The 17,727-nt window shown below is 72.5% G+C and carries 16 protein-coding genes; 7 read left to right on the top strand and 9 right to left on the bottom strand.

What is annotated here, in order from left to right:
- Positions 1-127: 127 nt before the first annotated feature.
- Together ACFWM2_RS13315 and ACFWM2_RS13310 are read right to left on the bottom strand one after the other, a co-directional pair.
- Positions 128-814, bottom strand: coding sequence for an HAD family hydrolase (locus ACFWM2_RS13315; protein ID WP_383277524.1), 687 nt, complete (start codon positions 812-814; stop codon positions 128-130).
- A gap of 61 nt (positions 815-875) precedes the next feature.
- A complete protein-coding gene (locus ACFWM2_RS13310; protein WP_383277521.1) occupies positions 876-1,577 on the bottom strand; it encodes a response regulator transcription factor in 702 nt (233 codons plus the stop codon).
- A 302-nt stretch (positions 1,578-1,879) separates the two neighbouring features.
- On the opposite strand from ACFWM2_RS13310, the gene ACFWM2_RS13305 reads away from it, so the two are divergent.
- Together ACFWM2_RS13305 and ACFWM2_RS13300 are read left to right on the top strand one after the other, a co-directional pair.
- The gene (locus ACFWM2_RS13305) at positions 1,880-3,493 is read left to right on the top strand and encodes an acyl-CoA carboxylase subunit beta (protein ID WP_383277518.1); all 1,614 of its coding nucleotides are present in this window, start codon (positions 1,880-1,882) and stop codon (positions 3,491-3,493) included.
- Entirely contained in the window at positions 3,490-3,723 is a 234-nt protein-coding gene (locus tag ACFWM2_RS13300) for an acyl-CoA carboxylase epsilon subunit (protein ID WP_383277515.1), read from the top strand. Before ACFWM2_RS13305 ends, ACFWM2_RS13300 begins: the two co-directional genes overlap by 4 nt.
- Before the next feature lie 229 nt (positions 3,724-3,952).
- Here the strand turns inward: ACFWM2_RS13300 and ACFWM2_RS13295 are convergent, their stop codons facing one another.
- Positions 3,953-5,083 (bottom strand): acyl-CoA dehydrogenase family protein, encoded by a 1,131-nt coding sequence (locus ACFWM2_RS13295; protein WP_383277512.1) that lies wholly within the window; start codon positions 5,081-5,083, stop codon positions 3,953-3,955.
- A 108-nt stretch (positions 5,084-5,191) separates the two neighbouring features.
- Between ACFWM2_RS13295 and ACFWM2_RS13290 the strand changes: the two genes are divergently transcribed.
- Positions 5,192-5,794, top strand: a complete 603-nt coding sequence (locus ACFWM2_RS13290; RefSeq protein ID WP_383277509.1) for a TetR family transcriptional regulator — start codon at positions 5,192-5,194, stop codon at positions 5,792-5,794.
- On the opposite strand, the gene ACFWM2_RS13285 is transcribed toward ACFWM2_RS13290, so the two are convergent.
- Positions 5,764-6,867 carry a ScbA/BarX family gamma-butyrolactone biosynthesis protein gene (locus ACFWM2_RS13285; RefSeq protein ID WP_383277506.1) on the bottom strand — a complete coding sequence of 368 codons (1,104 nt, stop codon included), beginning with the start codon at positions 6,865-6,867 and terminating at the stop codon, positions 5,764-5,766. The genes ACFWM2_RS13290 and ACFWM2_RS13285 overlap by 31 nt on opposite strands.
- Before the next feature lie 130 nt (positions 6,868-6,997).
- On the opposite strand from ACFWM2_RS13285, the gene ACFWM2_RS13280 reads away from it, so the two are divergent.
- A complete protein-coding gene (locus ACFWM2_RS13280) occupies positions 6,998-7,672 on the top strand; it encodes a ScbR family autoregulator-binding transcription factor (RefSeq protein ID WP_383277503.1) in 675 nt (224 codons plus the stop codon).
- Between the two features lie 32 nt (positions 7,673-7,704).
- Here ACFWM2_RS13280 and ACFWM2_RS13275 read toward each other — a convergent pair whose 3' ends face one another.
- From ACFWM2_RS13275 to ACFWM2_RS13265, 3 genes are all read right to left on the bottom strand, one after another.
- Positions 7,705-8,058, bottom strand: coding sequence for an acyl carrier protein (locus ACFWM2_RS13275; RefSeq protein ID WP_383277500.1), 354 nt, complete (start codon positions 8,056-8,058; stop codon positions 7,705-7,707).
- 276 nt (positions 8,059-8,334) lie between these two features.
- Entirely contained in the window at positions 8,335-9,546 is a 1,212-nt protein-coding gene (locus tag ACFWM2_RS13270; protein WP_383277497.1) for a cytochrome P450, read from the bottom strand.
- A complete protein-coding gene (locus tag ACFWM2_RS13265) occupies positions 9,536-10,279 on the bottom strand; it encodes a tRNA-dependent cyclodipeptide synthase (RefSeq protein ID WP_383278309.1) in 744 nt (247 codons plus the stop codon). The genes ACFWM2_RS13270 and ACFWM2_RS13265 overlap by 11 nt, the downstream gene beginning before the upstream one ends.
- Positions 10,280-10,556: 277 nt before the next feature.
- On the opposite strand from ACFWM2_RS13265, the gene ACFWM2_RS13260 reads away from it, so the two are divergent.
- The 3 genes from ACFWM2_RS13260 (at position 10,557) to ACFWM2_RS13250 (ending at position 12,228) form a co-directional block, all read left to right on the top strand.
- The gene (locus ACFWM2_RS13260; RefSeq protein ID WP_383277493.1) at positions 10,557-10,790 is read left to right on the top strand and encodes a hypothetical protein; all 234 of its coding nucleotides are present in this window, start codon (positions 10,557-10,559) and stop codon (positions 10,788-10,790) included.
- Between the two features lie 19 nt (positions 10,791-10,809).
- Positions 10,810-11,346: a hypothetical protein gene (locus ACFWM2_RS13255; RefSeq protein ID WP_383277490.1), complete on the top strand. Its 537-nt coding sequence runs from the start codon at positions 10,810-10,812 to the stop codon at positions 11,344-11,346.
- 111 nt (positions 11,347-11,457) lie between these two features.
- Positions 11,458-12,228 carry a thioesterase II family protein gene (locus tag ACFWM2_RS13250; RefSeq protein WP_383277487.1) on the top strand — a complete coding sequence of 257 codons (771 nt, stop codon included), beginning with the start codon at positions 11,458-11,460 and terminating at the stop codon, positions 12,226-12,228.
- Positions 12,229-12,316: 88 nt separating this feature from the next.
- Here ACFWM2_RS13250 and ACFWM2_RS13245 read toward each other — a convergent pair whose 3' ends face one another.
- Both ACFWM2_RS13245 and ACFWM2_RS13240 read right to left on the bottom strand, forming a co-directional pair.
- Positions 12,317-14,383, bottom strand: a complete 2,067-nt coding sequence (locus tag ACFWM2_RS13245; RefSeq protein ID WP_383277484.1) for a beta-ketoacyl synthase N-terminal-like domain-containing protein — start codon at positions 14,381-14,383, stop codon at positions 12,317-12,319.
- Entirely contained in the window at positions 14,380-17,724 is a 3,345-nt protein-coding gene (locus ACFWM2_RS13240) for an amino acid adenylation domain-containing protein (protein WP_383277481.1), read from the bottom strand. Before ACFWM2_RS13240 ends, ACFWM2_RS13245 begins: the two co-directional genes overlap by 4 nt.
- Between the last annotated feature and the right edge of the window lie 3 nt (positions 17,725-17,727).

The raw sequence follows: 17,727 nt of genomic DNA, 5'->3' as shown, positions 1-17,727 counted from the left end.
TAGGGGGGGGGTGGGGGGGGGGGGAGGAAGGGAACCCCTCCCCCCAAAAAAAAAAAAAAGAGGGGGGGGGGCTGCCAAAAGGGGAGACCCCCCGCTTCCCGTTCGAGGCCCGGGCGGGCCGGTCGGCTCAGGCGGCCGAGAGCACCGGCCAACCCCCGCGCTCGGCATGCGCGGAGAGCACCGGATCGGCCCCGATCACTCGGGGGTTGCCGACGAGCAGCAGCATCTCGAGATCGCTGGAGTGGTCGCCGTACGCGAAGCAGCCGGCGGGGTCGACGCCCAGCTCGGCCATGACCTCCGCGGTGCCGAGGGCCTTGTTGGCCCCGATCATCGGACGGACCACCTCGCCCGTCAGGACGCCGGACCCGTCCGCGACCGGTTCCGTGCACAGCACCCGGTGGGCGCCGATGTCCTGGGCGAGCGGGCGCAGGACGCCGGGGAACGAGCCGGAGACGAGGACCACGGTGTCCCCCGCCGCGCGATGGTCTGCCACGGCCCGCAGCGAGGAGTCCACGAACGCGTCGGGCCGTTCCCGGTACTCCTCGTACCAGGCGCGGCCGCCGGCGAGCAGCGCCTCCTCGCGGACTCCGGCGAAGCGCCGGTAGAAGTCGCGGTTGATCTCGGTCCGGTCGACACCGGACGCGGCTCGGGCACGGACCTGCGCGTACTCCTCCTCGAACGCGCTTCCGTCGTCGCCGTGCCGGGCCATCCAGTGGCGCAGGAAGTCGAACATGCTCTTGACCCGGATCAGGGTCTCGTCGACGTCGAAGAACGCCGCGCGCGGCGCCTGCCCGGCGCCCGAGGTGCTCACCATGCTCTGTCTCGCTCCTTGTCTCGGGTGGTGGTGCGCTGAATGGGTCTTCCGCGGCGGCACGTCAGCCCACCGGGGCCATGCGGTCGGCGACGACGGTGGCGCGCTCCGTGGTCCCGGGCTCGGCCGTCCTCCGCGCGGCCGCGCCCTGCTCGTACAGGCCCTCGCGCAGTGCGATGGCGACCGCCATCGTGCGGTTCGGGCAGTCGAGCTTCGCCAGGATGTTGGCCACCAGCCGCTTCGCTCCGTGTTCGGAGATCGCGAGCCGCCGGCCGATCATGCGGTTGCTCATGCCGTCCACCAGCAGGCCCAGGGCCTGGTGTTCCCTGGGGGTCAGCCGGGGCAGCGGCCGTGCGGCGGCTGCGGTGCGGGCGGGCTCCAGCAGCCGGCGGGCGAGCCGCGGCGGGATGGGTACCTCCCCGCGGGCGACGCGGGCGAACGCGTCGTACAGCGTCTCGGCGGTCAGCCCGCCCACGGCCAGGATCCCGGCACTGGGGACGCTGGTGACGCGGGCCAGGTCGACGTCCTCCTCGTCGTCGACGAGAAGGAGCACCTTCGGGCCGTCGGCGCCGAGTGCGCCGAGGCCGGCGACGGCCTCCGCGTCGATCTCGTCGACCGAGAGCAGCAGGATGTCGGCGGCGGCCGCCGCGGTGTCCCGCACGGCTCCGAGCGAGTCGGTGTGGGACCTCAACTTCCGGACGGCCGGAACGGTTTCGAGCATCCGCTCGATGCCGTAGCGCTGCAGATCGTTTCGCAGGCCCAGCATGACGTCGACGGCCGGAGCGGGTTCTGGTCGGCTTGCCTCAATGCTCCACACGAGGCGGACCCCCCTTGATCAATGGCGTGCGGTCAGGTGCCCAGCTCCTGGACAGGCCCCTATCATGACACAGAAGAAAACCTTCGAGAAGGTTTTCTAGTTAATCACCTCCCCTCGCAGGTCAGACTAGGTGCGACCACCGCGCCGAGTCCGGGAATCGGCAAAATCAAAGTAAAATACCTTCACGAAGGAATGTAATTCCCGCATCATGATTCCACGCTCACCGCCCATCTTCCAAGGCAGGCCCGCACATGACCGTCATCGAAGAGCGCACCGTCGCTCAACCACCGCTCGCCGCCGCCCCCTTGGCGCCGGCGACCACCCGCACCCGGCTCGCCGAGCTGGAGCTCATACGACAGCACGCGCACGAGGGCCCGTCCCCCGGATCCAGCGCCCAGCAGCACGCGCGCGGCAAGCTCACCGCCCGGGAGCGCATCGAACTCCTCCTGGACGAAGGCTCGTTCACCGAGATCGAGCCACTGCGCCGGCACCGCGCCACCGGGTTCGGACTGGAGGCCAAGCGCCCGTACACGGACGGCGTGGTGACCGGCTGGGGCACCGTCCACGGCCGGACCGTCTTCACGTACGCCCATGACTTCCGCATCTTCGGCGGCGCTCTCGGTGAGGCCCATGCCGCCAAGATCCACAAGGTGATGGACCTGGCCCTGGCCGCCGGCGCGCCGCTGGTGAGCCTCAACGACGGGGCGGGCGCCCGGATCCAGGAGGGCGTCTCGGCGCTCGCCGGCTACGGCGGCATCTTCACCCGCAACGTGGCCGCGTCCGGGGTCATTCCGCAGATCAGCGTGATGCTCGGCCCGTGCGCGGGCGGGGCGGCGTACTCGCCCGCGCTCACCGACTTCGTGTTCATGGTGCGTGAGATCTCACAGATGTTCATCACCGGACCCGACGTCGTCCAGGCGGTGACCGGCGAGCAGGTCACCCACAACGGGCTCGGCGGCGCCGATGTCCACGCCGCCGTCTCCGGGGTGGCCGCGGGAGCCTACGACGACGAGGCGTCCTGTCTGGAGGACGTACGGCATCTGCTCTCGCTGCTGCCGCCCAACAACCGTGAACTGCCGCCCCGGGAGGAGCCGTTCGACGATCCCGGGCGGCGCTGTGACGCCCTCCTCGACCTGGTCCCCGCCGAGCCGAACCAGGCGTACGACATGCACCGGGTGATCGCCGAACTCGTCGACGACGGGGACTGCTTCGAGGTGCAGCCGGACTGGGCGGCCAATCTGGTCTGCGCCCTGGCCCGGCTCGACGGCCATGTCGTCGGCATCGTCGCCAACCAGCCCGCGGCCATGGCGGGCGTCCTCGACATCGACGCGTCCGAAAAGGGCGCGCGCTTCGTGCAGTTCTGCGACGCCTTCAACATCCCGCTCGTGACGCTCGTCGACGTGCCCGGCTTCCTGCCCGGCGTCGGCCAGGAGCACGAGGGCATCATCCGCAAGGGCGCGAAGCTGCTGTACGCGTACTGCAACGCCACCGTGCCGCGGATCTCCCTGGTGCTGCGCAAGGCGTACGGCGGCGCGTACATCGTCATGGACTCCCGGTCCATCGGCGCCGATCTGGCCCTCGCCTGGCCGACCAACGAGATCGCCGTGATGGGCGCCGAGGGCGCCGCGAACGTCGTCTTCCGCCGGGAGATCGCGGCCTCGGACGACCCGGACGCCGTACGGGCGCAACGCATCAAGGAGTACAAGTCCGAGCTGATGCACCCGTATTACGCGGCCGAACGCGGTCTGGTGGACGACGTGATCGACCCGCGCGACACCCGGGCCGTGCTGATCCGCTCGCTGGCCATGCTGCGCGCCAAGCACGCCGAACTGCCCTCGCGCAAACACGGGAACCAGCCGGTATGAGTACCGCGCACAGGGGCCCCGCAGACCCCGCACTCGACACCGACGTACTGCTGCGCGTCCTGCGCGGCTCGCCCACCCCGGAGGAAGTCGCCGCGGCGACCGCGGTCCTGCTGGCCCGCCGGGACGAGAGCGCCGCGACCGAGGTCCCGGCGGGTGACGCCCGGCGCGCGGCCGGCTGGGACCGGCCCGCCCGCGTCGCGCACCGCGGCGCCACGTCGTGGCGGCGCTGACCCGGGCGGGCCCGCCCACCCGAACGGGCCGGCCGGGCAGGGCCGCCGTCACGCCCCGGCACCGGTTCCGGCGAGGGACTTCCGCTGCCGCACCCTCCCCCGGCCCGACCGGAACCGGAAGGTCAACTACCCGGCGGCGAGGGCCCGTTCGGCTGCCCGGGCTCCGGGACCGGCGAGGGACTTCCGCTGCCGCACCCTCCCCCCGGCCCGACCGGAACCGGAAGGTCAACTACCCGGCGGCGAGAGCCGGTTCGGCCACCCGGACCCCGGTGTCGGCGAGCGCGGCGGAGGCGTAGGCGGTGGCCACCGGCTCCAGACGCAGGACGCCGTGGGAGGCGACGGTGTGCACATCCCGCCACAGGCGCTGGAGTTCACCTCCGGCGTCCCGGATGTGCGCGCCGCCGGTGCGGAACAGGCGGTCCACCGCACCGGCGAGCAGCTCGGCGGCGACGGCGGCGTCCCGCTGGTTGCCGGCGACCAGGAGATCGGTGACCGGTTCGGTGTCCGCGCGGTGGGCGGCTCGCGTCAGCAGCAGCCCGGCCGCGTCGATGCGCGCCGAGGCGTGAGCGAGCGCCTCCCGGACCGCCGCGCTGTCGTGCTGGGGGCGTCCGCTGCCGGTCGACTTCGCGGCGGCCCACTCGGACCACACCCGCAGCGCACGGCGCGCGGCCCCCAGGGCGGGGGCGCAGAACAGCAGCCCGCCGGCCAGCTGAGCGGGCGCGGTGTGGCAGCGGGCCCCCGCCGGGTCCTCGCTGCCGCCTATCAGGTCGGCCTGGAGGAAGGAGCGGTGATGCGGGACGAAGGCGTCCCCGATGACCACCGTGTGACTGCCGGTGCCGCGCAGCCCGGTGCTGTCCCAGGTGTCCTCGACGGTGACCTCACGGGCCGGGACGGCGAACACCCGGATGCGTCTGCCGTCCTCGTACGGCTCCGGGGCGGACACCAGGACCCACTCGGCGAAGTCGATCCCGCTGACGCAGGACCAGGTGCCGTGCACTCGCCAGCCGCCCTCGGCCGGCTGCGCCCCGCCCGCGGGCGGCATCAGCGCGGCCGCGATCCGCACGTCCGGGGATGCGCCCCACACCTCCCGCTGTCCCTGCTCGGGCAGTTGGGCGGCGTACCGGCCGTGCGCCGCCCAGAGCATGCCGCACCAGGCGGCCGAGGTGCAGCCCTCGGCGAGGGCGGAGACGTCGGCGAGCAGGGCGCCGAACGTGCCCTGCGCTCCGCCCCAGTGGCGCGGTACGAAATGCCCGGCCAGCCCGGACGAGGTGATCGCGGCGACCACCTCGTCCGTCAACCTCCTGTTCAGGTCGGCGAGTCGGGCGTTCGCTGCGGCGGTGCGGCGGGCGTGGCTGGTCATACGACTGCTCCTGTTTGTCGGAAAACGAAGGGGTCCCATGGACAGAAAAAGTGCGTTCAAGAAGGTATTCTTTGCAGATCCGCCGACCACCCACCGAAGGGATACGCGATGACGAAACAGGCGCGCTCCCGCCGTACCCATGAACTGGTCCTCGACGCGGCCGCGGCCGAGTTCGCCCGGCACGGCTACCCGCGCGCCAACCTCCAGCACGTGGCCGACCGCACCGGGCTGACCAAAGGCGCCCTGTACGGCCACTTCGCCTCGAAGGAAGAGCTCGCCCGGGCGCTGACCGGTCAGCTGGACGAGGTGCTGGAGCGGCTCGTCGCGCAGAACACGGTCGAGGAGTTGTCGGCCCGCGAGCGGCTGCGTGCGCTGTCCTGCGCGCTGGCGGAGCGGATCGAGTCGGACGTGCGGATCAACGCGGCACTCCGGCTGGAGATGGACGAGGTGCACTCGGCGCCCGAGCCGCCCAGGCTGCTCGCCGATCTGCGCCGGCTCGCCACCGAGGTGATGGAGAGCGCGCAGACCGACGGCACGCCGGGCGAGCGGCCGCCCACCGCGCCGCTCGCCGATCTGGCCACGGTGATTCTGGTGGGGGCCTACTACACCGCCCCCGATCTGGAGCGGCGGGGGCTGGCGGACCGGGTGCGCGACCTGTGGGACGCGCACCCGGCCTGCGGTCAGGCCGTGCTGGGGATGACGACCCGGTGACCGAACGCGTTCGCGTCCCGGTGCGTTACGGCATCGGCGGCGGCGGCGGCCCGCTCGCCGGCGAGACCCCAGGTCGCCCGGCAGGTCGTCAGGACCTTGCCGCCCTGTACGGCGTCGGTCGTCAGGTGCACCGTGCCGGGCGCGGTCCCCGGGCGCCGTTCACGCACGACGAGGTCGATCGGTTCGTCGAGTTCACCGAAGGCCACGCAGTCGACCGCCATGCCCAGCAGGACGTGCGCGTCGCCGCGGCCGGCCTCCGAGGGGTGCAGCAGCAGGTGGCCGAGCTGGCGGAAGCCCTCCAGCGTGACCATCAGCGGCACATGGTCACTGGGGTGGTCGAAGAAGATCGGGTGCTCCACGTCCACCAGCAACTGCCAAGGGGCTTCGGCCCGTTCGCGGACGAGGACGCTGTCCTTGGAGCGCAGCCGGCCCACCGCCGCGGGGTGCACGCGCTCGACGGCGCGCGGAGCCGGTCCGGTCACCGCGGCGCCGGTGGGCCTGGCGCCCCGGCCGCGCAGCCTCGCGTACCGCCTGTCGTCCACCGCGACGACATGCAAGGCCCCCCGGCCGCACGTACGCCCCCCGACGGTGAGCACGACTTCGAGCCGCATGCCGAAACGGCTCGGCGGACGGTTGCCCACCCACAGCCACTGCGCCTCCAGCACCACCGGGACCGGCTCGCCGCCGATGCGCAGTACGGCGGGGTCGGTGATCTCGAACTCCGCGCCGGTGCCGATGAAGCGGTGGGTGAGCGGGACGCCGTAGAAGGAGTGCGCCAGATAGACGAGCGACTGGCGGATGGTCTCCATGAACAGCAGCGGGTCACACGTGCCACCACTGCCCGGCGAGTAGAGCGCGTGGTCGCGCGGCCACTGGGCCGCGACCAGGAAGCTGTGCTCGCTCGTGCGGACGGCGTCGGTCAGGAAGACCTCGGCTATCGCGGCCCGATGGACCATGTGGCGCGGTACGGGCTGCAGATAGGTGAGCCCCGGGTCGGCCGGACGGACGGACGAACCCCGTCCGACCAGCCGGTCGGAACTCTGTTGAACAGGTGAAATGGCAGGCTGATGCATGGTCTGAACCCCCGGTGAATGCATTCACGCAGACAAGCAACATCGGCACGACGGCTTGTGCTCATCGAGCCACGACTTACAATACATTCCCGAAGGTATATTTCAAGGAAACTCATCAAGGATGGACACCATGGCCGCGGAAAGCACGACCCGGACGTCCCGGCCCACCCGGGACTCCGCGCCCCGCCACAAGGACACGGGGCTCAAGCAGGAGCGGGCCGTGCGCACCCGTGGGCAGGTGCTCGACGCCGCGGCCGAGGCGTTCGCGACCAAGGGCTTCCCCGCCGTCACCGTGATGGACGTGGCCGAGCTGGCGGGGGTGACCAAGGGAGCCGTCTACTTCCACTTCGCCAACAAGGAGGCTCTCGCCAAGGCCGTGGCCGAGGAGTTCTACCACGTGCTCGGGGTGATCGGGCAGGAGGTGCAGGACGAGGAGCTGTCACCGCTGGACGCGGTCGCCGAACTCCTGGACCGTACGGCGGTCGCCTTCCGTGACGACACGATGGTCCAGGCCGGCGCCCGGCTGCAGATCGAGCGCTCCCTTATCGGGGCCGACCTGCCGATGCCGTACCTGGGCTACACCGAATCGCTGGTCTCCTGGTTCCGGCAGGCCCAGGACGAGGGGCAGCTGGCCACCGAGACCTCCCCGGAGGTCACCGCCCGGATCCTGGTCTCGGCCTTCTTCGGCGCCCAGCACATCTCCTGGGTGCTCAACGACCGGGCCGACCTCACGGAGCGCGTGCGGGAGATCCTGGACACGGTGGTTCCGCGGCCCGCGAAGCGGAGGCGCACCCGGCGCGGGTGACGAGCCGACGGCGACCGCGGGGCGCGGATCCATCAGGACTGCGGCCCCTCCCCCGGGTCCGTGTGCGCCGTCGGCGCGCCCTCCAGGCGTTCGGCCAGCGCGGCCGGGGTGGGCCACTCGTACAGATCCCGGATGGACAGCTCCACACCGAGGACCGTCCGCACGAGCGCCGACAGACGTGCCGCGGCCAGTGAATGCCCGCCCAGCGCCAGGAAGTTGTCGTGCGGCCCGACCCGCTCCAGGCCGAGGACCCGCGCGAACAGCGCGCACAGCGCCCGCTCCCGGACGGCTCCCGGCTCCTGTTCGTCCTCGGCGGCGGACCGCTCGTCGGACATCGGCACCGGACGGGCGGCGCGGCCTCGCGGAGCGTTCCTCGCGTCGTCCACGCCGGGTGTCCTTCCAGTGCGGGGTGCTTCGAGCGGTGCCGAAATGAAACAAACCTTCATGCGGGTATATTATGCTCCACGGCCTCATCACGTGAAGAGGGCGGGCGCCGGAGGCGATACACCTGGGGCGTGTCCGCACCGTCCCGGCCGTCTCGCGAAAGCTGGTACCGGAGCCCTGGCCGGACGGAGCCGGGGCCTCGGACACAGGCCGGGCGGATCAGCCCGCACCTGCGATCACGCCGGCAGCTACGGTCACCGCACGGCGGTGCGGCCTGGTCACCACATGACGGGCAGCCGTTCGGGGATGCGCTTCATGAAGCCGGTGCGCCAGACGAGTTGGGCGACCGGGACCGCGAGTTGGAGGTCCGGCATCCGGTCGAGCAGGGTCTCCAGGGCGATCTCCGCGTGCTTCTTGCCGAGGGCCGTGGCGGGGCAGTAGTGGCTGCCCCCGCCGAAGGAGAGATGGGCGGTGCTGTTCTCGCGGGTGAGATCGACCTTGTGCGGGTCGGGGAACTCCCGGGCGTCGAAGTTGGCCCCCTCGACGAGGACCAGCACCAGTTCGCCCTTGCGCACGTCCACGTCACCGAGCCTGACGTCCTCCAGGGCGAGCCGGGGCAGCCCGTCGCCGATGGAGAGGTTGACCCGCAGGAGTTCGTCGACGGCCGCCGGGATCCGGTCCGGATGGGCGAGCAACTCGTCCTGCAGTTCCGGGTGCTGGACCAGCGAGACCAGCGCCATGGTCAGGAACCCCGCCGTGGAGATGACGCCCGCGCCGAACATGGTCACGCCGACCGTGGCGAGCATCTCGTCGGTCAGATGGGCGTACTCCGGGTCCTTGCGGAGGGCCGCCAGCTCGGCCATCAGACCGGTGGTGGCGGGGTCGTCCAGCCGCTGGGTCATATAGGCGATGTCACGGTCCCAGTTGAGCTTCGCGCCGGAGACCGGGCAGGCGGAGTTCATGAACGCGATGTCCAGGCTGCGCATCAGCCGGGGCGCGTCCGTCTGCGGGATGCCGAGGATGTGGCAGTGCATGGCCGCCGAGTACGGGTCGGCGAAACCCCCGCGCAGATCGGCCGGGGCCCCTTCGGCCACGAGTCCGTCGACCAGTTCGGCGGCGTACGACCGCATCCAGTGCGTCAGGCCCTCGCTCTTGGGATTGAGCGCCTTCAGGACGGCCTTGCGCAGTCCGGCCCCGGTGATGTTGCCCATGTTGTTGACGACCTCGGGCGGGATCGTCAGCGCGTACTGGCGTGGCACGCCCGGAGCGGAGGTGTCCTTCAGGCTGAACCGGTCGTCCTCCAGGACCTGTTTGCACAACTCGTAGGAGGACACCAGCCAGGCCACGTCGCCCGCGATGGTCCGCACCCTTCTGACCGGAGTGGCCGCGCGCAACTCGGCCACTTCCGAGGGCAGTTGGTCCCCGCGCCAGGAGAACGGGAAGTCGAGCGGTGGGCCGTCGACCGTGTCGAGCAGCGCCTCAGGCGGCATCGGTGTCTCCTTGCGCGGGTGTGACGATGGCATGGCCCTGGTTGCGGGAGGCGCGCAGTCCGGAGCCGCGCGCGTAGAGCAGCTCGGCCATCGGCAGCAGCTGGTGGTAGCAGTTGAGGGAGGACGGGACGCCCAGGATGGCCGGGGTGTCCAGGAACAGCGGCGCCTCCGCGCAGACGTATTCCAGGCACACCTCGCGCTGCCGCTCGGTGCCGGCCTGCCCGTCCAGGACCTTGGAGGAGAGGAAGGAATCCACGAGCGTGTTGCAGGTCTCCCTGAACTCCGCGTCCGTGTCCAGGAGTTCGCGGATGTGTTCGTGGATCCTCCGGTACGCCGGGTTGGCCGTGAAGTCCGACATGGCGTACGCGCCGATCCGGTGGCCCCGGGCGCCGAAGTCCTCGGCGGCGCCGGTCACCTTGGCGCGTACTCCGCGCAGGTTCTTGACGGCCTTGCGGCGGGCGTCGTCGGCGGGGTAGCCGAACGCCTCGTACATCTCGGCCACATGGAGGTCGGTGTAGACGAAGTCGACCCGGTCGAAGTGCTCGACGCTCCAATGGGCCAGGTCATTGATGCGCTGGGCCGAGAAATAGCTGTTTCCCGGTGATACGCCGATCACGGCGTGGTCCCCCGCGGTGTGGATCACCTGACAGTGCGGGGTGTAGGGCCGGACGTCGAAGAGGCCGGACGTCTGCGGCTGCTGGGTGGTGACGTGCTGGATCTCGGAAACGGTCACAGTCGTCAACTGGAGAGTGTCCTTCGCGTCGCAAGTCCCAATGGAGCCTCGTGCTCCTGGTGTGGCGACGACGCCGTGAAGTTAGCTTCCGAACACGGAGAGTGTCAACGCCCGTCTTGCCGGAGGCGGTTGTCCGGCTTGCCGGCCGCGGCGTCGCGGGGGCGGTGCCGCGAGCGGACGGACGCCCGCGAAGGTGCCGCCGCAACTGCCGATCGCGGGCGCCGTCCGCTCGTAACGTCACATCCCGTACCTGTAGGACGACTTCAGGAGGAGACGTATGAACCACAGCCTTCGTACGGCGGCCGCGGCCGCCGCGCTGGTCACCGGGCTGGTGGCGGCGGGCAGCGGCACCGCCGCCGCTGCCGCGCGACCGGAGCGCATCACCTCGCAGGAGCAGCTCACCGCGAACCTGCAGAAGGCGATCAGCGCCGAACAGGACAACGGCGCCGTCACCGACGGTGTCGTCGCGGGCCTGGTCGCCACGTCGGGCGCCTACCGGGCCCTCTGCTGACGGGATGGAGGTGAGCACCGTGGACAGCATCGTGGACAGCACCACGGATCGCGCCCGGGAGCGGGCCGAGGACCGGGTGCGGCACGGGGACCAGGACGGGCGGGAGCCATCCGTCACCTGGTGCCCGAGTGGTGACGCACACCGCCCGGAGTCCGTCGTGCTCGGTGTCAGGTCCGGGGAGAACGGCGAGGTCGTCTATCTCGCCGACCCGGTACCGGCCGCCGACGTCCTCGGCGGCATCCCGGAGGGCATCGCACCCAACCGTGTCCTGCGGTTCGCCTCGCACTGCGTCTCCGACTGCGCCAACCGCATCGGCACGTCCTGCGGGCTGATCGAGCGCATCCGGACCGTACCGTCCGAGCCGACCGCCAGCGCCGTGCCACGGTGCCACCTCCGTCCGCACTGCAAGTGGTGGAACCAGGTCGGCGTCGACGCCTGCCACCGCTGCCCCGCCGTCACCACCCTGAACTCCCCCGAGGACGAGCTCACCGCGCTCGTCGCCGACCCCTCCACCACCCGGGAACAGCTGGACAGCTGGATCGCCGCGGCGGAGTGACGCCCGAGCCCCGCGCCCCGGTGGACCCGTGACAGGGTTGCCGGGGCGCTCCCATGGAGTCCGGCCCGGGGCCGGGCACCGTCGCCGACCCAGTACGAGAGAAGGGCTGTTGTGGACAACTGGATACGCCGCCACCACCCCGCACCCGGCGCCCCGGCGCGGCTGCTGTGCTTCCCGCACGCGGGCGGCTCGGCCGGCGCCCACCATGCGCTGTCGGCCTCCGTCGAAGGCACCGTCGAGACCCTGGCCGTGCAGTACCCGGGGCGGCTCGACCGCTTCACCGAGCCGTTCGCCGAGCGGCTGGACGACATCGTGGACGCCGTGCTCGACGTCGTACGGAATGCCGGGCCGGACGGGTCAGCCGCGGACGGCCGGCCGCTGGCGCTGTTCGGCCACAGCATGGGGGCGATCCTCGCGTTCGAGACCGCGCGGCGGCTGGAGGCCGAAGGGCGGGCGCCCGTCACGCTGTTCGTCTCCGGGCGCGAGGGCCCCTCGCTGCCGCCCGGCATCCGGCTGCCCGAGGACCCCTCGGACGACGACCTGCTCGCGGAGCTGCGGCTGCTGTCCGGCACCGCCGACGAGCTGCTGAACAACCCGGACTTCCTCCAGCTCGCGCTGCCGCCGCTGCGCGCCGACTACGCGATGCTCTCCGCGTACGCCTACCGGCCCGGCCCCCCGCTGCGCTGTCCGGTGGTGGCGCTGACCGGGGACAGCGACCCCCGGGTCACGGTCGACGGGGTGGCGGAGTGGGAACGCGAGACCGTGGGACCGTTCGCGCGCCATGTGCTGCCCGGCGGTCACTTCTACCTCGACGACCAACTGCCGTACATCGCCGACGTGATCACGTCTTCCGTGCGGACGGGGCTCGTCCCGGCGGTGTGAGCACCGCGCGGTCGGGGACCGCGCACGGACGAGGGCCGGTGCCCGGACCCCACTCGGGGGCCGGGCACCGGCCCTTACACGTGCCGTCTCACTCGGCCTCGAACTCGGCGAGCAGCGCGTCCAGCGAGTCCTCCGAACCCCCCGCCTCCTTGACCGCGATGATCTGGCGGGCCATCTCGTGGAGGGTGAGCTGTTCCAGGAACAGGGTGATCGGGACGTCGATGTCGAAGTCGTCGCGCAGGCAGCCGACCAGGTGGACGGCGGTGAGGGAGTCGCCGCCCGCGGCGAAGTACGTCATCTCCGGATCGTCCACCGCGTCCAGCCCCAACGCCTCGGCCAGCAGCGCGCGGACGGCCGTCTCCAGGTCGTCGGACGGCTGCCCGCCCGGCGTCGGCTGCTCCTCGTGCGGCACGCGGGAGGAGAGGTCGAGCGCGCCGAGGCTATCCCCCGCGAACGGGTACGCCGGCAGCCCCACCCGTCGGCCGGGGCCCGTCCACGGCACCTGCTCGCCCGTCAGCCACGCCTCACCGAGCGCCCGCAGTTCGCCGTCGCCGGCGTCCGCGGGTGCGCTCGTCGCGTCGCGTCCCCGTGCCAGCTCCTGGAGCCGGGCCACGGCGTCCGCCCGGTCACCGGCCACCACATAGGCGCGTACGGCCATGGGGGTGCGGCCCAGCCGCAGGGTGTGGGCGGTGTCCGCGAGGGACGGGGCGCCGGGGCGGCGCAGGGCCGAGGCCAGCCGGCCGGCGAGGTCACCCAGCGTCTCGCGCGTGCGGGCGGACAGCAGCAGGAGTTCGGGGCCCGCCGGTGCCGCGTCGGCGGCGGGCGGGGCCACCGGTGGTGCCTGCTCCAGGACCACGTGGACGTTGGTCCCGCCGATGCCGACCGAGCTCACCCCGGCGCGGCGCGGACCGCGTTCGGGACGCGCCCAGGGCACGGTCCGGTCGACCACGTGGAACGGGGAGTCCTCGAAGCCGAGTTCGGGGTGCGGGCGGGTGGCGCCGACGGTGGGCACCAGCGTCTCGCGCTCCAGCATGAGCACCGACTTGATGAACGCGGCCACGCCCGCCGCGGCGTCCAGATGGCCGAGGTTGGACTTCACGGAGCCGATGCCGATGTTCCGGCTGCCCATCGCGCCCTTGAACGCGGCGGTCGCCGCGGCCATTTCGATGCGGTCGCCGAGCTGGGTGGCCGTGCCGTGCGCCTCCAGGTACTGGGCGTCCGCCGGGTCGAGGCCCGCCGCCGCCCAGGCCTCCACGATCGCGGCCGTCTGCTGGTCGACGCCGGGCGCGGTGAATCCGACCTTGGTCGCGCCGTCGTTGGTGACGGCCGAACCGCGGATGACCGCGCGGATCCGGTCGCCGTCGGCGAGCGCGTCGGACAGCCGGCGCAGCACCACGACACCCGCTCCGTTGCCCGGCACGGTACCGCCCGCCTGCTCGTCGAAGGGCCGGCAGCGGCCGTCCGGCGAGAAGATCCCGCCCTGGTAGTGGACGTAACCGCGCTTGCGTACGGTGTCCACGGCGACGCCCCCGGCCAGGGCCGCGTCGCACTCGCCGAGCAGCAGGGCCTGCACCGCGAGATGCACGGCCGTCAGGGAGGTCGAGCACGCCGTCTGGACGGTGAGGCTCGGACCGTCGAGACCGAGCCGGTAGGAGACCCAGGGGGCGAGGAACTCGCGGTCGGTCAGGATCCGCACCTGGAGGGCGCCGATCGACGCGGCGAGCCGGGGGTCGGTCTGGGCGGCGAGCATGTGCTCGGTGACCGCGCCGCCGACGTACACACCCGTGCGGGGCGGCCCGGCGAGCGGGTCGTAGCCGGCGTCCTCCAGGGCGGTCCAGGCCGTCTGCAGCAGCAGCCGGTGCTGGGGGTCGAGGGCGGTGGCCTCGGTGCGGTTGAAGCCGAACAGCTCGGCGTCGAAGCGGTCCGCGTCCGGGAGGAACCCCTTGGTGGGGACGTAGTCGCGGCCGCGTATCTCCTGCGGGTCGGCGCCGTCGGCGAGCAGTTCGTCCTCGGTGAAGTCGGTGAGGGAGCAGACGCCGTCGGCGAGGTTGTTCCAGTACGCGTCCAGGTCGGGGGCGCCGGGGAAGCGCCCGCTCATCCCGACGACCGCGATCGCGGAGTCGAGGCCTTCGCCGGCTGCTGGTGTCTCGGTCATCGTGTCAGGCCTTTCCGGGAGGTCAGTCGTCGGGCGGCGGCGGTCCGCCGTGCGTGCCGTTCGCCGCCGCGCACGGCGGCGGCCGACTCGGCGGAGGGAGCACCGGACGGTTCCGCTGTGTCGGGACCGGCTTCGGTGGCGGCGGGCCGCGGGGTGCGGACGCCGTCGAGGTGGGCGGCGAGCGCGGAGACGGTCGGGTGCCGGAACAGGTCGACGAGGGAGAGCCCGCCGTCCAGGCCCGCTTCGCGCAGGGCGGCCAGCACGCTCAGCAGGCGGACCGAATTGCCGCCCAGCTCGAAGAAGTTGTCGTGCACGCCGACCCGGTCGCGGGTCAGGACCCGGGCCCAGATCTCGGCGACCCGCCGCTCGGTGCCGGTGTCCGCCTCGGTGTACGAGGCGTCCGGCAGCCGGTGGACCGTGGTGGGTTCGGGCAGCCGGGCGCGGTCGATCTTGCCGTTGGAGCTGAGCGGCAGCTCGTCCAGGTGGACGAAGAGCTCCGGCACCATGAAGCCGGGCAGCCGCCGGGAGAGATGGGCGCGCAGCGCCTCCTCGGAGGGCGGCGCGGCTCCGTCGCGGCTCACCAGGTAGGCCACGAGCCGCTGTTCGGCGCCGGTGCCGCGCACGGTCGCCGCGGCGAGCGCGACGTCCGGGAAGCCGGCCAACAGGGCCTCGATCTCGCCGAGTTCGATGCGTACCCCGCGCAGCTTGACCTGGAGGTCGCTGCGCCCGAGGTAGTGCAGCCGCCCGTGTACGTCGAACCGGCCGAGGTCGCCGCTGCGGTACATGCGGGTGCCGGGTGCGCCGAAGGGGTCGGCGACGAACCGCTCGGAGGTCAGGCCCGGTTGGCCGATGTAGCCGCGGCCGAGGGAGGCGCCGGCGACGTAGATCTCGCCGGTGACTCCGACGGGCACCGGGCGCAGCCGGGCGTCCAGGACGTAGAGCTTGGCACCGGGCACCGCGTGACCGAGGACCACGGGTTCGCCGGGGTTCAGGTCCGCGGTGGTGGCGTAGACGGTCACCTCGCTGGGGCCGTACGCGTTCACGATGCGCCGGTGCGGTTCGCTGAGCCGCTCGACGAGTTCGGCGGGGCAGGCCTCGCCGCCCACCGCGAGGGTCCGCAGCTCGGGCAGCTGCCCGCGGACGTCCGGCAGCAGCATGGCCGCGGACGGCGGCAGGAAGACGTAGGTGATGCCCGAGTCCCGCAGCCGGGCGGCCAGCGCCTCGCCGAGCCGTTCGTCCTCCTGCGGGATGTGCAGCTCGGCGCCCGCCACCCAGGGGAAGAACAGGTCGGAGACGGCGACGTCGAATCCGAACGACACGAACTGGAGCACCTTGTCGTCCTCGGTGACCGGGAACGCGTGCCGCACGGCCCGGGTGAGGTTGACCAGGGCCCGGTGTTCCACGGCCACGCCCTTGGGGCGGCCGGTGGAGCCGGACGTGAACAGGACGTAGGCGAGGTCCAGCGGGGAGGGGGCGTCGCCTTCGTACGGCGGCAGCGGAGTGCCGGGGTCCGCGGGCACGGGGCTGTCGGGATCCGTCGGCACCCGCTCGTCGGCGCGGATGCAGGGCACCCCCAGCGCCTCGGCCTTCTCCGCGGTCGCCGCCGCCGTCAGCAGCAGCCCGGTGCCGGAGCACTCGACCATGTAGCGGAGGCGGTCGTGCGGGTGGGCCCGGTCCAGCGGGACGTACGCGCCGCCCGCCCGGAGCACGGCGAGGGCCGCGATGCCCTGTTCGACGCCACGGGGCAGCAGCAGGCCGACCCGGAAGCCGGGACGGACGCCCGCGGCGCGCAGCGGGACGGCCAACTCGTCTGCCCGGGCGAGGAGTTCGCGGTAGCTGAGCCGGACGTCGCCGCACACCAGGGCCGTGGCGTCCGGCCGCCGCTCGGCGACGTCGGCCACCAGATCGGGGACCAGTCGGCCGGTGTCCGCCGCGTCGGCGAGGCGGTCCGCGACCGCCAGGGTCAGCCGGCGTTCGTCGTCGGGGACGAGGTCGACGGCGGACAGCGGTGCGTGCGGGTCGGCGAGGAGGCCGGTCAGCAGCGTCTGGAAGTTGCGGACCCAGCGGCGCACCGTCGCCGCCTCGAACAGGTCGCTGCGGTAGATGAACTGGGCGGCCAGATCGTCCCCCCAGCGTTCCACATGGAGGTGGAAGTCGAACTTGGCCGTTTCCACGGCGAGTTCGAGCCGTTCGGTCCTGGTGGAGTCGAGCGGCAGGGTCAGGGCGGTGTCGTCGTCGTAGGCGAAGACGACCTGGACCACCGGGTCGTGGCTGGTCTCGCGGGCCGGCGCGAGCCGGTCCACGACCGCCTCGAACGGCGCGTCCTGGTAGGGCTGGGCGGCCAGCAGCGCGGTACGGATCCGGTCGGTCAGCTCGGCCAGGGACGGGTCGCCGGACAGGTCTACGCGCAGGGCCAGGGTGTTGGTCAGCATGCCGACCAGTTCCTGGAGTTCGGGCCGCTCGCGCCCCGACACCGGGAAGCCGACCACCAGGTCGCCCTGGCCCGAGAGCCGGCCGAGGAAGGCGGCGTACGCGGCGAACAGCGTCATGAACGGGGTGGCGCCGCCGGCCCCGGCCACCTCGGCGAGGCGCTCGGTGACCGGCGCCCCGAGCAGGAACCGCTCACTGCCGCCGGCGGAGGTGCGGACCGCGGGGCGCGGCCGGTCCAGCGGCAGCTCGACGGTGGCGGGCGCGCCGCGCAGCTGTGCCGCCCAGTGCTCGACGGACGCGGTGTACGCGCCGTCGGTCTGGCGTTCGCGCTGCCAGGCTGCGTAGTCCGGGAACTGCAGGGGCAGTTCGGGCGGGTTGTGCGGCCGCCCCGCCCGCTCGTCGTGGTACGCCGCGGACAGCCCGTCGAGGATCACGCCGAGCGACCAGCCGTCGCAGACCAGGTGGTGGGCGACGAGCAGGACACGGTGGCTGCCGTCGTCGACGGCGTACACCGTGCAGCGCAGCAGCGGTCCCGCGGCCGTGTCGAAGGGACGGTCCGCCTCGGCCCGCAGCAGGGCGTCCACCTCGTCCGCCGCGGTGTCCCTGACGGTGAGCGCGGCGCGGGCGGTGGCCCGTACGAGCTGGGTCTGGGTCCCGTCGGGTGCGGTACGGAAGACGGTCCGCAGCGACTCGTGGCGGGTGACGAGGGCGTCCAGGGCGCGGCCGAACGCGGCGGTGTCGAAGGGTCCGTGCACGGCGAAGGCGGCCGGCACGTTGTACTGGGCGGTGCCGGGGTCCATCTGGTCGAGGACCAGCAGCCGGCTCTGCGTGTCGGAGACGGGGAACTCGTACTCCTCGTCCGGCCCGGTGGAGGGGTCGGTGAGGTCGAGGTCGGTGGTGTCGGTGAGCATCGG

Source organism: Streptomyces sp. NPDC058371, assembly GCF_042723265.1.
Classification (GTDB): domain Bacteria; phylum Actinomycetota; class Actinomycetes; order Streptomycetales; family Streptomycetaceae; genus Streptomyces.
Note: the sequence above shows the minus strand (reverse complement) of the source record. Positions and strands in the feature narration are given on the sequence as shown.

Excerpts from the sequence above, each read along its gene's own strand:
- ACFWM2_RS13315 (WP_383277524.1), bottom strand. The coding sequence starts at position 814 with ATGGTGAGCACCTCGGGCGCCGGGCAGGCGCCGCGCGCGGCGTTCTTC.
- ACFWM2_RS13310 (WP_383277521.1), bottom strand. The coding sequence starts at position 1,577 with ATGCTGGGCCTGCGAAACGATCTGCAGCGCTACGGCATCGAGCGGATG.
- ACFWM2_RS13305 (WP_383277518.1), top strand. The coding sequence starts at position 1,880 with ATGACCGTCATCGAAGAGCGCACCGTCGCTCAACCACCGCTCGCCGCC.
- ACFWM2_RS13300 (WP_383277515.1), top strand. The coding sequence starts at position 3,490 with ATGAGTACCGCGCACAGGGGCCCCGCAGACCCCGCACTCGACACCGAC.
- ACFWM2_RS13295 (WP_383277512.1), bottom strand. The coding sequence starts at position 5,083 with ATGACCAGCCACGCCCGCCGCACCGCCGCAGCGAACGCCCGACTCGCC.
- ACFWM2_RS13290 (WP_383277509.1), top strand. The coding sequence starts at position 5,192 with ATGACGAAACAGGCGCGCTCCCGCCGTACCCATGAACTGGTCCTCGAC.
- ACFWM2_RS13285 (WP_383277506.1), bottom strand. The coding sequence starts at position 6,867 with ATGCATCAGCCTGCCATTTCACCTGTTCAACAGAGTTCCGACCGGCTG.
- ACFWM2_RS13280 (WP_383277503.1), top strand. The coding sequence starts at position 6,998 with ATGGCCGCGGAAAGCACGACCCGGACGTCCCGGCCCACCCGGGACTCC.
- ACFWM2_RS13270 (WP_383277497.1), bottom strand. The coding sequence starts at position 9,546 with ATGCCGCCTGAGGCGCTGCTCGACACGGTCGACGGCCCACCGCTCGAC.
- ACFWM2_RS13260 (WP_383277493.1), top strand. The coding sequence starts at position 10,557 with ATGAACCACAGCCTTCGTACGGCGGCCGCGGCCGCCGCGCTGGTCACC.
- ACFWM2_RS13245 (WP_383277484.1), bottom strand. The coding sequence starts at position 14,383 with ATGACCGAGACACCAGCAGCCGGCGAAGGCCTCGACTCCGCGATCGCG.
- ACFWM2_RS13240 (WP_383277481.1), bottom strand. The coding sequence starts at position 17,724 with ATGCTCACCGACACCACCGACCTCGACCTCACCGACCCCTCCACCGGG.